We start from the raw sequence: 13,373 nt of genomic DNA on the forward strand, positions 1-13,373 counted from the left end.
CTTTCCGTCAGGGTGCTTGTTTCGCCTTGCGGAAATCCGCGCAATCCTGTTTCCCTCGGGGACCAAAGGGGGGAGTGAGACATGCGGATCGGACTTTATCCGGGCACCTTCGACCCGATCACGCTGGGGCATATCGACATCTTGCAGCGCGCTTCGCGTCTGGTGGACCGCCTGGTGGTCGGCGTCGCGATCAACCGCGACAAGAACCCGCTGTTCAGCCTTGAGGAACGCGTCGCCATGGTGCAGGCCGAGGCCGCACGCTTCGGCAACAGCGAGATCGTGGTGCATCCCTTCGAAAACCTTCTGATCGATTGTGCGCGCGATGTGGGCGCGCAGGTGATCGTCCGGGGCCTGCGGGCAGTGGCCGATTTCGAATACGAATTCCAGATGGTCCACATGAACCGCCAGCTCGACGACGAGATCGAGACCCTGTTCCTGATGGCGGACGCGCGACGCCAGGCCATCGCTTCCAAGCTGGTGAAGGAAATCGCCCGCCTGAACGGCGACGTGTCGAAATTCGTGACCCCGGCCGTGGCGGACGCGCTGCGCCACCGCTTCTCATGAAACCGAGGGCGTCGAGGGTCTTCCGCGCGATCAGCCACCTGATTCTGGTTGAACGCGGCCCGGCGTTCCGGTGGGGCTTTGCGGCCTTGTCCTTCGCCATCGCCCTGTCTCTGCGCGGGGTGCTGAGCGGCGCGCTCGCCGACGGATTTCCGTTTCTGACCTTCTTTCCCGCGATCATCCTGACCGCCTTCTTCTGCGGACGGGGGCCGGGCTCGGCCGTGTCCATCGCGTCCTTCCTTGCCTCGTGGCTGCTGTTCGTGTCGGAACCAGGCACCGTCAACCTGTCGCCGGCGGCCATCACGGCGATGGCCTTCTTCGGCTTCATCTCGGTCACCGACATCCTGCTGATCGACATCATGACCCGCGCCGTGAAGCATCTGGAGGAGGAGCGTCAGCGCAGCGAGGCGATGGCCGAACAGGGCCGCCTGATGTTTAACGAATTGCAGCATCGCGTGTCGAACAACCTGGCCACGGTGGCGGGCCTTCTGTCCATCCAGCGCCGCGCCATAAAGGATGAGGCCGCCCGAAAGGCGCTGGATGATGCGGTCGCCCGCATCAACGCCGTGTCGCGGATGAAGCGCCTGCTGCACGACCCCACGGCGCAGGAGGTCGATTTCGGCGCCTTCCTGAAGAACATGACGGACGACATGATCTCCACCGCGGGGGCGGAGGGGCGCATCCGCGTGATCCTGGATTGCCCGCGGCTGGCCATTCCACGCGATCATGCGGTCCCCTTGGGCCTCATCGCCACCGAACTCCTCAGCAACGCGATCGAGCATGGGTTCGCCGGGGACCGCGCAGGCCAGATCGCGCTGCGCCTGTCGCAGGAAGGCGGCAACGTCGTGCTGCGCATCGAGGATGACGGCCATGGCCTGCCCAAGGGCTTCCAGGTGGATCAGGCGCCCAGCCTGGGCCTGACCATCGCCCGGCAGTTCGCCCAGCAGATGGGCGGCAGCCTGCGGATGGCGACGGGGCCCGAAGGCGGGACCATGTCGGAGCTGATCTTCCCGAACGAGGCCTAGAAGGCTGACACCCGCAACGGAAAGACGGCGGCCCCCAGCGCCGAAACGTTCGGCCCCAGATCCGAGATCAGCAGCTTCGGTGCCCGGCGCGGGATGTCGTAGCGGCGCAGGATCGGCAGGTTGACCCCGTCGATCAGCCTTTGCGCCAAGGCGGGCGGAAGCTGGCCGCCCAGCACGACGGCCTGCGGATCGAACACCGACCACAGCGCGGCCAGCAGCCGGTTGAAGCCGGGCAGCGCCTCGGCGATCCAGCGGGTCACGGCCGGACGTTCGGTGTCGATCCCCCGCAGGATGTCGGAAATGTTGTGGATATGGGTGCCGTCATCATGCATCAGCTCCATCAGGCGTTTCAGGGCCGGATGGCGCACACGGGGTTCGCTTTCGTACAGGCTGAAGAATTCGCCCGCATTGTTGTTGCCGCCCAACCACAGTTCCCCGTTCTGGATCAGCCCACTGCCCAGCCAGTGATTCATGGAGATGTGGGCGAAGGTCGGGATGCGGCGCCCGACGCCCAAGAACGCCTCGGCGACGGCGGCGGTGTTGGCCGTGTTCTCGATCCAGACGGGGCGGTCGAACCAGTCGCACAAAAGCGGCCCCAGTTCGACCATGGCCCAGTCGCGCAGCGTCAGGGGCGGGGCGAAGCGCGTGCCTTCCACCCAGTAGCCGACAATCCCGAAGCCCAAGCCCAGACAGGCCGCACGGTCCATGCCGTGCACCTGCGACAGCGCCGCCATGCGCTGCGAGGCGAGGGTCAGCACCCCTGACTGGGTGGCGCTGCGCAGGACATGCAGTTCATCCGCGACGAGGTTGCCCGCGAAGTCCATCAACGCGATCCCCAGCGTTTCGGAGTTCAGCGAGATGCCCCAGCTGTGGGCAAAGGACGGCTGCAGGTACAGCGTCGGGCTGGGCTGGCCACGTCCGCTGGTGCTTTTGGGCGCGCCAAGGCGGATCATGCCACGGCTGGCCAACTGCTCCACGATGCGGTGCAGAGATTGCTGGGTCAGGTCGAACCGCCCGGTCAGGTCGGCACGGGACAGTCCCGGTTCACGCTGCAGGGCCCGCAGGATCTGACGCTCGTTGAACGAGACGACGGGACCGTCGGGGTGACGGTGGAACCTGCGATCGATAAGTCCTCTCGGGTCGTAAACCATCACACTCTTGGCCGATGCTGAAGGGCGTCCGATATCAAAGCGTTGCGAGGTGGTTTGTGAAGCAGCGGAATTTATATTTTTTCCACGCTCCGTGTGTGAAGCCATATAGGCGGAAATATGCCGATCCAAGAAAAAACAGCGGAGTGTCCACAGGCGATCGCATCCTGTGGTATATCCGCAAGCACGGCATAATCTTCGCACCCAAGGGCTGCATACGGCACCAAATGGGGTCCGAGGGCCGCCATAAATGCGGGACCGCGGAAGTGTGAAGGACGTGCCCGCCATGACGACCGACGATTCGGCCCCCGAAACACCGGACGCGCCCGCGCCGTCCCCGGATGACAGGGACATCTCCCCGCGTCTGAGGATCGACGCCTATGACGCGTCCACCCAGCCCCTTGGTCCGGCGCAACGGCGTTCCCTGCATGAACTGACGGTCAGCGTGCTGTGGCCCCATCGCGATCACGATCTGGACCTGTTCCTGTCCCTGGGCCACGGCTATCTGGCCACGGACAAGATCGGGCGCGCCCTCGGTTCCGCGATGTGGTTTCCGATGGGGGATGATTTCGCGATGCTGGGCATGATGGTGACCGTGCCCCGCCTGCAATCGCTGGGCGCCGGCCGCTGGCTGCTGCGGAACCTGCTGCGCGACACCCAGGGCCGCGACCTGAGGTTGAGCGCGACACGTTCCGGCTATCGCCTGTACGAGGCGGCAGGCTTCCTGCCAGTGGGGGTCATCCGCCAGCAGCAGGGCATCGTGAAGCCCTTTGCGCCGCCGCGCGATCTGCCGGGGATGGAGATCCGCCCCCTTGTGCCAGAGGATGAGGCGGCCTTGCGCGCCTTGGACGCCCACGCCTATGGTGCCCCCCGAACGCAGGTGCTGGACGCGCTTTTGCCCTTGTCACAGGGTGTGGTGGCGGTGCGCGATGGCATCGTCTGCGGCTATGCCCTCAGCCGCCCCTTCGGGCGCGGCATCGTCATCGGCCCGCTGGTCGCGGAAGGCGATGACATGGCGCTGCGGCTGGCGGCACCCCTGATCGCGCGGAACGAAGGGCGTTTCACCCGTCTGGACACGCCCGTGATCCGCCCGGCCTTTGTGGATTTCCTGCGGCAGGCGGGGCTGGTGGACTTCGACACCGTTACCGAGATGCGGATCGGCCCCCACCGCCGCGCGGCGGAAGGGACCGTGATCTACGGGCTGGCCGCCCATTCGCTGGGTTAGGACAGGCGGTCCTTCAACCCGAACCACATCCCCACCACCGGCAGGAACCACGGCCTGCCGCTGTGAGCGGGGATCGCGGGCCAGTCCAGACCCTCCAGCGGGTTCGTGCCGCGGATGTCCATCGCCATGTCGGCCAGCACCTGTCCCACCAGCGTGGACATCTGCGCGCCATGGCCGGAATAGCCCATGCCATAGAGCATCCCGTCCGCCTCTCCCACGCGGGGGAAGCGGTCCTTCGTCATGCCGACCAAGCCGCCCCAGCAATAGTCGATCTCCACCTTCGCCAGATGGGGGAAGATCTCCACCATCGACCGGCGCAGGATCTGGCCCGACTTTGCGTCCGAGGTCTGGTCCGACACCGCCGAGAACCGCGCACGCCCGCCGAAGATCAGCCGCCGGTCGGGCGACAGCCGGAAGTAGTTCCCGATGTTGAGCGATGTGACGCAAGTCCGGTCGCCGGGCAGGGTGGCCGCCACCTCCGCCTCGGTCAGCGGACGGGTGGCGATGATGAACGACCCGACCGAGATGATGCGCCGACGGAAATGCTTCAGGGGCGCGCCCGGCACCATGCCGCTGTAGGCGTCCGTGGCCGCGATCACCCGCGCCGCGCGGATGCGCCCGCGCGGGGTCACCAGTTCCCAGCCGCCCGCGGTCCTGTTCCGGTCCGTGACGGGGGTGCCTTCCCAGATGCGGGCGCCATGCCGGTGAGCGGCTTCGGCAAGCCCGTTCACGTACCGGCCCATATGCGCCATGGCCGACTTTTCATACAGCATCCCGCCATGGAAGCTGTCCGAGGCAATCTCGTCCCGCAGCTCCGCCTTGTCCAGCCAGCGGGTGTCGGGATCGACCTCGCGGTGGATCAGGTCGTAATTGGCGCGCAGGCCGTCCACGTGGCTGGGCTTGGAGGCGAGCTTCAGCTTGCCCGCACGGCGGAAGTCGCAGTCGATGCCTTCCTCGCGGACCGTGTCCTCGATCAGGTCGATGGACCGGTCATAGGCGTGATACAGGGCGTGGGCCCGGTCGGCGCCCAGATGGGCCTTCGCGCTGGCATAGCCATGCGCGATGCCGTTGTTCAGGTGCCCGCCATTGCGGCCCGAGGCGCCCGTGCCCACATGGCCCGCCTCCAGCACCGCCACCCGCAGGCCGGCCCTGGTCAGTTTCAGCGCCGCGTTCAGGCCGGTGAAGCCCGCGCCGATCACGGCTACGTCCACCTCTCCGTTCACCGGTTCCGTCTGGGCATGGGCAAAGGGGGTGGAGGTGGCGTGCCAGTAGGATGCGTATTCCATGTCCTAGAGCCCGACCACGGCGGCCAGACCCGACACGTCCTTGATCTCGGTATAGCCGTAATAGGGGTTGGCGGGTTCATGGCCGCGGTTGACCCAGACCTTGTTGCGGATGCCCAAGTCATGCGCCGTCATCAGGTCGTAGCGGAACGAGGAGGAGACGTGCAGCACATCCTCGGGGCCGCAGCCCAGCTGGTCGAACATGTATTCGAAGGCCTGCATCTGCGGCTTGTAGGCGCCCGCGCTTTCGGCCGTGAAGGTGTGCGCGATGGGGGCGCCCAGCTTCGCGATGTTGTGCGGGATCTGCGCGTTCATCGAATTGGTCAGCGCGACCAGCGGGATCTTGTTTCCGATCTTGGCAAGGCCCGCCGGCACGTCGGCATGTGGGCCCCAGGTCGGCACGCGGTTGTAGATGTCCTCGGCCACGGCCGGATCGAAGGCCACGTTGTTGCGCTTGCAGGTGCGTTCCAGCGCGTTGTGGACCACTTCGGCATAGGGTTTCCAGGCGCCCAGAACCTCGTCCAGGCGATAGGCGGAGAAGTCGGCGATGAAGGTGTCCATCGCCGCCCCCGACAGCTGCGCGCCGTAATGGTCGCGCGCCGCACCGGCCATGTCGAAGAAGATCATCGTGCCGTGGCAATCGAAGGTGATGAATTTGGGGCGGAAGGTCATCGCTGTCTCCTGGAAGGTCATGTTCCTGTCATCTTCGCGCCGCTTGGGCCACAGGGCGTGCGGCAGTGGCGCTGCCAGAGGCAGGAAATTGCGTATTCGGCGGGGAGCACGGCAGGGGATGCCGCCGCGCCGGAAAGAACGGTGCCGCAGGGCGGGGCGGGGCCGCCATGCTGGGGCCACAAAGACATTTTAAAGGACGGAGCATCCGCCGTGGCCCTTCTGACCCCCATCGACACCCACCCCGCCTTCGCCCCGCGCGAGGATGTGGCCGCCCCCGAAAAGCTGATCGAGGGGGCGCCCGCCTTCAAGACCTGGGCGCTGGACGAGGTGCCGCTGGGCAACTGGTCGAAGATCCGCACCGGCATCTGGGAAGCGACCCCCGGCACCACCCGATCCGTCAAGGGCGAGGCGATGGAGATCTGCCACATCCTGTCCGGCGTGGTGGACCTGACCGAAGACGGCGGCGAAACGCGGCGCTTCACGGCGGGCGACACCTTCCTGATGAAGCCCGGCTTCACCGGCGTGTGGAAGACGATCGAAACGGTGCGGAAAATCTATGTCTTCGCCGACTGATCTTCTGGCCCGCCTTGTCGGGTTTCCCAGCGTCGTGGGCACGCCCAACGGCGCGATCATCGCCTTTGTCGAGGCGTATCTGCGCGACCTTGGCGTGCCCTGCCACCGCATCGCGGGGCCGGAAGGCGACCGCTGGAACCTGTTCGCGACCATCGGCGATCCATCAGTGCCGGGCCACATCCTGTCGGGCCACGTGGACGTGGTTCCGGCGGGGGAGGCCGAGTGGCGCGCCGACCCCTTCGCCCTGCGGATGGAGGGCGACCGCCTGACAGGCCGCGGCGCCTGCGACATGAAGGGCTTCGTCGCCGCCGTTCTGGCCACCGTGCCGGATCTGCTGCGGATGCGCCTGTCCTCCCCCATTCACATCGCCTTGTCCTATGACGAGGAGGCGGGCTGCCGCGGCGTGCCGCACCTGATCGCGGCGCTGCCCGATCTTTGCGCACCGCCAGCGGGCTGCATCGTGGGGGAGCCGACGGGTCTGGTTCCCGTGCTGGCCCACAAGGGCAAGGCCGCGCTGCGGCTGGTGGCGCAGGGGCGGTCGGGCCACAGTTCGCGCCCTGATCTGGGGGTGAACGCGATCCATGCGCTTCTGCCCGCGCTTCAGGCGGCGGCGGCGCAGGCCGTGGCGCTGCAATCCGGCCCGCAGGACGCACGGTTCGCGCCGCCTTGGTCCAGCCTTCAGATCGGCACGGTGCAGGGCGGGCAGGCGGTCAACATCATCCCCGACCGGGCGGAGGCTGCGCTGGAGGCTCGCGCCATCCAGGGCGTCGATCCGAAGGCGATCCTGCAGCCGGTGGTGGAGGCGGCCGGAGGGCTGGACATCGAATGGCTGTCGTCCTACCCCGCGCTGGCGCTGGACCGCGATCATCCGCTGGCGACGCTGGCCGAGGCGATCACCGGCCACACCGCGCTGGGCGCCGTCAGCTTCGGGACCGAGGCGGGGCTGTTCCAGTCGGCCGGCATCCCCTCCATCATCTGCGGGCCCGGCGACATCGCCCGCGCCCACCGCCCCGAGGAACACCTCACGCAAGGCGAATTGCAGGCCACCTGCGCCATGGTGCGGGCCTTGGGGGAGCGGCTGTCGGCATGACGCGGCATATTCTGCGGCAAGGCCGAAGGGATGCGCGTGAAATTGCGGCGGCGGCCGGTTCGACGCGTCTTCCTGCCGTTCGGCCCGTGGCAGGATCAGAAAAAGGAGAGCTTGCATGACCAGCGACACCATCACCATCGCACCTTTCGACACCGCCCATGTGCCGGACGCCCTTGGCCTGTCGCGTCAGGCCGGATGGCCCCACCGGGCCGAGGATTGGGGGCTGACGCTTTCTACCTCGCGCGGCGTGGTGGCGCTGGGCGGGGGGCGGGTGGTCGGCACGGCCCTGTGTTCGCTTCTGGGCGATGTGGCCACACTGAACATGATCATCGTGGACGAGGCGATGCGCGGGCGTGGCCTTGGCCGCCGGCTGATGGACGCCGCCATGGCGCTGGCCGAGGGGCGGGAGATGCGCCTTGTCGCCACGACCGGCGGGCTTCCGCTTTACGAAAAGCTGGGCTTCCGCAGCGTGGGCCGCATTCACCAGCATCAGGGCCTCGCGAAGGGCGGTCTCCCGGACCTTCCCGTGCGCGACGGGACGGTGGACGACGTTCCCCAGCTTGCCGCGATGGACGAAGCCGCCAGCGGCCTGCAGCGCGCACTCCTGCTGCGCCGCATCGCCGAGGGCGGGGAGGTCCTGCGCGCCGATCGCGGTTTCGCGCTGATCCGTTCCTTCGGGCGTGGCGATGTGGTCGGCCCCATCGTGGCCGAGGATGCCGACACCGCCCGCGCCCTTCTGACCGAAGCCGCCCGCCGGCGCGAAGGCGGTTTCCTGCGCGTCGACCTGCGCGATCCGGCGCTTGTTCCCCTGGCCGAGGAACTGGGCCTTGCCGCCGCCGGCGGGGGCACCGCCATGGTGAAGGACGCCCGTTCCACGCCCGCCACCCTTGCCAAAACCTACGCCCTCGTCTCGCAGGCCTTGGGCTGATCCACGGAGTTTCCCATGCTGACCAATTCCCTTGTCGAGCTCGACCGCCGCCACCTGATCCATCCCGTCTCCTCGTTCCGGGGGCACGAGGCGCGGGGCGTCCGCGTCCTGACCTCGGGCAAGGGGGCGACGGTGACGGACGCCGAAGGCCGCACACTGATCGACGGCTTTGCGGGCCTGTGGTGCGTGAACGCAGGTTATGGCCATGAAAGCGTGGTGGAGGCCGCGGCCGACCAGATGCGCCGGCTGCCCTACGCCACCGGCTATTTCGACCTCGGCTCCGAAGCGCCGATCCGGCTGGCTTCCGCGCTGGCCGACCGCAGCCCGGGCGATCTGAACCACATCTACTTCACGCTGGGTGGGTCGGACGCGGTGGACAGCACCATCCGCTTTGTCCGCTACTACTGGCACGCCAAGGGCCAGCCGCAGCGGGACCAGTTCATCTCGGTCCAGCAGGGGTATCACGGCTCCACCACCATGGGCGCGGGGCTGACGGCGTTGCCCGGCTTCCATGACGGGTTCGGCGTGCCCTATGATTGGCAGCACAAGATCTCCTCGCACTACATCTATCGCAACTCGGTGGGAACGGACCCGCAGGCCATCATTGATGCTTCCGTCGCGGAACTGCGCGCGAAGGTGGAGGCGCTGGGCCCCGAACGCGTGGGCGCCTTTTATCTGGAGCCGATCCAAGGGTCGGGCGGCGTGCTGGTTCCGCCGAAGGGCTGGGTCAAGGCCATGCGCGACGTCTGTGCCGAGCTGGAGATCCTGTTCATCGCGGACGAGGTCATCACCGGCTTCGGCCGCACCGGCCCCCTGTTCGCCTGCGAGGAGGAGGGGATCGTCCCGGATCTGATGACGGTCGCGAAGGGTCTCACCTCCGGCTATGTGCCGATGGGCGCGGTGTTCATGCGCGATCACGTGTACGAGACGATCGCCGGAGGGGCGGGGGCCAAGGTCATCGGGCACGGCTTCACCTATTCCGCGCATCCGGTGTCCGCCGCCGTCGCACTGGAGGTGTTGTCGCTCTACGAAGGCGGCTTGCTGGAAAACGGCCGCAAGGCCGGGGCGCGCCTGATGGCGGGGCTGGAAACCTTGCGCGACCATCCGCTGGTGGGCGACGTGCGCGGGCGCGGAATGCTCGCGGCGGTGGAGCTGGTGACGGACAAGGAGGCGAAGACGCCGCTACCGCTCTCGGTCCAGCCGGCCACGCGCCTGTTTGACCGCGCGTGGGACCACGGGCTGATCGTGCGGTCCTTCCCGCAGGGCATCTTCGGCTATGCCCCGCCGCTGTGCTGCACCGAAGAACAGATCGACGCCATCGTCGCCCGCACGCGCGCCGTGCTGGACCTGACGCTGGAGGATCCCGAGATCCGCGCGGTTCTGCGCTGATGGCGCTGCTGCTGCATTCCACCCCCGAACGGCGCGAGATCTGGAGCCGGGTCTTCGCCGAGGAGTCCGAGCCGTTCTTCGCGACCGAGGGCGATGTCACGGATCCCGCACTGGTGACGCATCTGGCCTGCTGGATGCCGCCAAAGGACCTGACGCGTTATCCCAACCTGTCGGTCGTGATTGGCGTGGGGGCGGGGACGGACCACCTGCCGCCTCTGCCTGAAGGGGTGGCCCTGTCGCGCACCGTCGCCCCGGGGATCGAAGGGATGGTCCGCGACTGGGTGGTGCTGGCGGTGCTGGCGCTGCATCGCGACCTGCCGCTGTATCTGGATCAGGCGGCGCGGGGGGAATGGACGGTGCACAAGACGCTGCTGGCCCGGTCCCGCCGCGTCGGCATCATGGGCATGGGGCGCATCGGCACGCTGGTGGCGCAGACGCTCGGCGCGCTTGGCTTCGGGGTTCTGGGATGGAGCCGTTCGGCCAGGCCGGTGAACGGCGTGCGAACCTTCGGCAGCGACGATCTGGACGCCTTCCTGTCGCAATCCGACATCCTTGTGGGGCTGCTGCCGCTGACGGACGACACGCGCGGCCTGCTGAACGACCGGCTGTTCGCGCAACTGCCCCAAGGCGCGCGGCTGGTGCAGGCCGGGCGTGGGCCGCAGCTGGACATGGACGCCCTGCGCCGTGCGCTGGACAGTGGCCAGCTGGCCGCGGCGATGCTGGACGTGACCGATCCGGAACCGCTGCCGGGCGACCATTGGGCCTGGGCCGATCCGCGGGTGATCGTCACGCCGCACATCGCCTCCCTGACCGATGCCGAGGAAGGAGCCCATCACGCGCTGGCCGTGATCCGCGCCGGGCGGGAGGGCGCACCCCTGCCGGGCCTTGTCGATCGCGAACGGGGTTACTGATCCCCCGGCGGCGGCGCAGACGATTCTATGCCGCCCCATTTTCGAATACGACAGAATATGCCGTTCCGGCCCCCGGTTTCGGGATGCGCCGCAGGCCAAAACAGGCAAACCTGACTGTAACGGAAAGGCGACACGGTGCTGGCGCGTTTCACGAAAGAAGGACCATCCGGATGACCGATGTCAAACCCCTTCACACCTTCCGCTATGTCACCTTCGACGTGGTCGGCACGCTGATCGATTTCGAAGGCGCCATCACCGAAGCTCTGGCCGACATCGCCCGCCGCGAAGGCCGCGAGATCGACGGCGAGGCCGCGCTGTCCGTGTATCGCGACGCGCGCTACGATCCCGAGGCGCAGCGTTTTCCCGACGATCTTGGCCGCTGCTATGGCCGGATCGCGGCGGCGCTGCATCTGCCGGACACGCCCGAACACCGCCAGTTCATGATCGACGCCGTGGGTGAGGCCAAGCCCTTCCCCGACAGCCTGGACGCGATGGCCAAGCTGAAGGCCCGCTACAAGCTGATCGCCATGACCAACGCCCGCCGCTGGGCCTTCGCAAAATACGAGGAAAAGCTGGGCTTCCCCTTCTGGGCGTCCTTCACCACGGATGACACGGGCACCGAAAAGCCCGATCCCGCCTTCTTCCACCAGGTCTTCGCCCATGTGGAAGCGGATGGCGGAACGAAGGACGACATCCTGCACACGGCGCAAAGCCAGCACCACGACATCGGCATCTCGCGCAAGCTGGGCATGACCAACGCCTGGATCCAGCGTCGGCACGCGCAGGCCGGCTATGGCGGCACGATCGAACCGACCGAGTTCACCGAACCCGATTACCACTTCCACGCCCTGATCGAATTGGCCGACGCGGCGGAGGACGCCTTTCACGCCTGAATTTTCATCGTCCGAACGGTCACAAGAACCGTCGGCGCCTTTCCACAGGGGAACGACATGAACCACAAGACGCCTGCCAACTGGACCGGTCGCGACGATGCCATGGTGGAGTCCGCGATCCGCAAGGGCGCCACCCGCCGCGATCTTCTGAAGATGCTCATGGCTTCGGGCGTGGCGCTGGGCGCGGGCGGTTCCCTGCTGCTGCGCGCCGGTCAGGCCGTGGCCCAGACGCCGGTGACAGGCGGGCACCTGAAGGGGGCGGGCTGGTCGTCCTCCACCGCCGACACGCTGGACCCGGCGAAGGCGTCCTTCTCCACCGACTATGTGCGGTGCTGCGCCTTCTACAATCGCCTGACCTTCCTTGATCAGGCCGGCATCGCCCAGATGGAACTGGCCGAGGAGATCACGACGGACGACGCGAAGACTTGGCAGGTCACGTTGAAGCCGGACGTGACCTTCCACAACGGCAAGACGCTGACCTCGGCCGACGTGGTGTACTCGATGAAACGGCACTTGGATCCGGCCGTCGGGTCCAAGGCGGCGGCGATCGCGGCCCAGATGGCCGAGGTCACGGCCGTGCACGACCGCACCGTGCGGATCGTGCTGGCGGCGGCCAATGCCGACCTGCCCACCATCCTGTCGCTGCACCACTTCATGATCGTGGCCGACGGCACGACCGACTTCACCACCGCCAACGGCACCGGCGCCTTCCTGTGCGAGTCGTTCGAGCCGGGCGTCAAGTCGGTGGGCGTGCGCAACCCGAACTACTTCAAAGGCCAGGGTCCGTATCTGGAAAGCTTCGAATACTTCGCCATCTCGGACAACAACGCACGGGTGAACGCAGTCTTGTCGGGGGATGTGCACCTTGGCGCCTCCATCAACCCGCGGTCGATGCGGATGATGGAAGGACAGGACCATGTCCAGACCTCGGTCACGACGTCCGGAAACTACACCAACCTGAACATCCGTCTGGACATGGCGCCGGGCGACAAGGCCGGCTTCATCGAAGGCATGAAGTACCTGATGAACCGCGAGGCCATCCAGAAATCCGTTCTGCGCGGCTTGGCCGAGATCGGGAACGACCAGCCCGTGTCGCCGGCCGACAAGTATCACAACCCGAACCTGAAGCCGCGCCCCTACGATCCCGAACAGGCGGTCGCGCTGTTCAAGAAGGCGGGCCTGTTCGGGCAGACGATCCCGATCGTCACCTCGGACGCGCCGACCTCGGCCATCGACATGGCAATGGTGGTGCAACAGGCGGGCGCCGAAGCCGGCATGAAGTTCGAACTGGAGCGGGTGCCGTCGGACGGCTACTGGTCGAACTACTGGCTGAAGGCGCCGATCCATTTCGGCAACATCAACCCGCGCCCGACGCCGGACATCCTGTTCTCGCTGCTTTATGCCTCGGACGCGCCTTGGAACGAAAGCCAGTACAAGTCCGAAAAGTTCGACGGCATGCTGACCGAAGCCCGCGGATCGCTGGACGAGGAAAAGCGCAAGGCGATCTACTGGGAAATGCAGGAGATGGTGGCGAACGAGGCGGGCACCATCATCCCGGCCTACATCTCCAACGTCGATGCGCTGTCGTCCAAGCTGAAGGGCTTGCAGCCGAACCCGCTGGGTGGCCAGATGGGCTATGCCTTTGCCGAATACGTCTGGCTGGATGTCTGAGGCC

Annotated in this window: 13 protein-coding genes; 10 read left to right on the forward strand and 3 right to left on the reverse strand. The window is 67.0% G+C overall.

What is annotated here, in order from left to right:
* Positions 1-81 precede the first annotated feature (81 nt).
* A complete protein-coding gene (coaD, locus tag ACSHZY_RS07280; RefSeq protein ID WP_435167484.1) occupies positions 82-564 on the forward strand; it encodes a pantetheine-phosphate adenylyltransferase in 483 nt (160 codons plus the stop codon).
* Positions 561-1,586 carry a sensor histidine kinase gene (locus tag ACSHZY_RS07285; RefSeq protein WP_435167487.1) on the forward strand — a complete coding sequence of 342 codons (1,026 nt, stop codon included), beginning with the start codon at positions 561-563 and terminating at the stop codon, positions 1,584-1,586. The genes coaD and ACSHZY_RS07285 overlap by 4 nt, the downstream gene beginning before the upstream one ends.
* Here ACSHZY_RS07285 and ACSHZY_RS07290 read toward each other — a convergent pair.
* Positions 1,583-2,737, reverse strand: a complete 1,155-nt coding sequence (locus tag ACSHZY_RS07290; protein WP_435167490.1) for an ROK family transcriptional regulator — start codon at positions 2,735-2,737, stop codon at positions 1,583-1,585. The genes ACSHZY_RS07285 and ACSHZY_RS07290 overlap by 4 nt on opposite strands.
* A 283-nt stretch (positions 2,738-3,020) precedes the next feature.
* On the opposite strand from ACSHZY_RS07290, the gene ACSHZY_RS07295 reads away from it, so the two are divergent.
* Positions 3,021-3,959 (forward strand): N-acetyltransferase, encoded by a 939-nt coding sequence (locus ACSHZY_RS07295; RefSeq protein ID WP_435167493.1) that lies wholly within the window; start codon positions 3,021-3,023, stop codon positions 3,957-3,959.
* On the opposite strand, the gene ACSHZY_RS07300 is transcribed toward ACSHZY_RS07295, so the two are convergent.
* Both ACSHZY_RS07300 and ACSHZY_RS07305 read right to left on the reverse strand, forming a co-directional pair.
* The gene (locus ACSHZY_RS07300; RefSeq protein ID WP_435167496.1) at positions 3,956-5,245 is read right to left on the reverse strand and encodes an NAD(P)/FAD-dependent oxidoreductase; all 1,290 of its coding nucleotides are present in this window, start codon (positions 5,243-5,245) and stop codon (positions 3,956-3,958) included. The genes ACSHZY_RS07295 and ACSHZY_RS07300 overlap by 4 nt on opposite strands.
* Positions 5,246-5,248: 3 nt before the next feature.
* Positions 5,249-5,914 carry a haloacid dehalogenase type II gene (locus tag ACSHZY_RS07305; protein WP_435167498.1) on the reverse strand — a complete coding sequence of 222 codons (666 nt, stop codon included), beginning with the start codon at positions 5,912-5,914 and terminating at the stop codon, positions 5,249-5,251.
* Positions 5,915-6,124: 210 nt separating this feature from the next.
* Between ACSHZY_RS07305 and ACSHZY_RS07310 the strand changes: the two genes are divergently transcribed.
* From ACSHZY_RS07310 to ACSHZY_RS07340, 7 genes are all read left to right on the forward strand, one after another.
* A complete protein-coding gene (locus tag ACSHZY_RS07310; protein WP_435167501.1) occupies positions 6,125-6,487 on the forward strand; it encodes a cupin domain-containing protein in 363 nt (120 codons plus the stop codon).
* Positions 6,471-7,577 carry an acetylornithine deacetylase gene (gene argE, locus ACSHZY_RS07315; protein ID WP_435167504.1) on the forward strand — a complete coding sequence of 369 codons (1,107 nt, stop codon included), beginning with the start codon at positions 6,471-6,473 and terminating at the stop codon, positions 7,575-7,577. Before ACSHZY_RS07310 ends, argE begins: the two co-directional genes overlap by 17 nt.
* Before the next feature lie 115 nt (positions 7,578-7,692).
* On the forward strand, positions 7,693-8,505 hold the full coding sequence (locus ACSHZY_RS07320) for a GNAT family N-acetyltransferase (protein ID WP_435167507.1): 813 nt from the start codon (positions 7,693-7,695) through the stop codon (positions 8,503-8,505).
* A gap of 15 nt (positions 8,506-8,520) precedes the next feature.
* Positions 8,521-9,894, forward strand: coding sequence for an aspartate aminotransferase family protein (locus tag ACSHZY_RS07325; RefSeq protein ID WP_435167510.1), 1,374 nt, complete (start codon positions 8,521-8,523; stop codon positions 9,892-9,894).
* Positions 9,894-10,805 carry a 2-hydroxyacid dehydrogenase gene (locus ACSHZY_RS07330; RefSeq protein WP_435167513.1) on the forward strand — a complete coding sequence of 304 codons (912 nt, stop codon included), beginning with the start codon at positions 9,894-9,896 and terminating at the stop codon, positions 10,803-10,805. Before ACSHZY_RS07325 ends, ACSHZY_RS07330 begins: the two co-directional genes overlap by 1 nt.
* Before the next feature lie 170 nt (positions 10,806-10,975).
* The gene (locus ACSHZY_RS07335; RefSeq protein WP_435167516.1) at positions 10,976-11,698 is read left to right on the forward strand and encodes an HAD-IA family hydrolase; all 723 of its coding nucleotides are present in this window, start codon (positions 10,976-10,978) and stop codon (positions 11,696-11,698) included.
* 57 nt (positions 11,699-11,755) lie between these two features.
* Entirely contained in the window at positions 11,756-13,369 is a 1,614-nt protein-coding gene (locus ACSHZY_RS07340; protein ID WP_435167519.1) for an ABC transporter substrate-binding protein, read from the forward strand.
* The last annotated feature ends 4 nt before the right edge of the window (positions 13,370-13,373 follow it).

Origin of the sequence: Falsirhodobacter sp. 1013, assembly GCF_051195255.1 — a bacterium.
Taxonomy (GTDB): domain Bacteria; phylum Pseudomonadota; class Alphaproteobacteria; order Rhodobacterales; family Rhodobacteraceae; genus Falsirhodobacter.

Coding starts and splice junctions, on each gene's coding strand:
- coaD (WP_435167484.1), top strand. CDS start 82: ATGCGGATCGGACTTTATCCGGGCACCTTCGACCCGATCACGCTGGGG.
- ACSHZY_RS07285 (WP_435167487.1), top strand. CDS start 561: ATGAAACCGAGGGCGTCGAGGGTCTTCCGCGCGATCAGCCACCTGATT.
- ACSHZY_RS07290 (WP_435167490.1), bottom strand. CDS start 2,737: ATGGTTTACGACCCGAGAGGACTTATCGATCGCAGGTTCCACCGTCAC.
- ACSHZY_RS07295 (WP_435167493.1), top strand. CDS start 3,021: ATGACGACCGACGATTCGGCCCCCGAAACACCGGACGCGCCCGCGCCG.
- ACSHZY_RS07300 (WP_435167496.1), bottom strand. CDS start 5,245: ATGGAATACGCATCCTACTGGCACGCCACCTCCACCCCCTTTGCCCAT.
- ACSHZY_RS07305 (WP_435167498.1), bottom strand. CDS start 5,914: ATGACCTTCCGCCCCAAATTCATCACCTTCGATTGCCACGGCACGATG.
- argE (WP_435167504.1), top strand. CDS start 6,471: ATGTCTTCGCCGACTGATCTTCTGGCCCGCCTTGTCGGGTTTCCCAGC.
- ACSHZY_RS07320 (WP_435167507.1), top strand. CDS start 7,693: ATGACCAGCGACACCATCACCATCGCACCTTTCGACACCGCCCATGTG.
- ACSHZY_RS07325 (WP_435167510.1), top strand. CDS start 8,521: ATGCTGACCAATTCCCTTGTCGAGCTCGACCGCCGCCACCTGATCCAT.
- ACSHZY_RS07330 (WP_435167513.1), top strand. CDS start 9,894: ATGGCGCTGCTGCTGCATTCCACCCCCGAACGGCGCGAGATCTGGAGC.
- ACSHZY_RS07335 (WP_435167516.1), top strand. CDS start 10,976: ATGACCGATGTCAAACCCCTTCACACCTTCCGCTATGTCACCTTCGAC.
- ACSHZY_RS07340 (WP_435167519.1), top strand. CDS start 11,756: ATGAACCACAAGACGCCTGCCAACTGGACCGGTCGCGACGATGCCATG.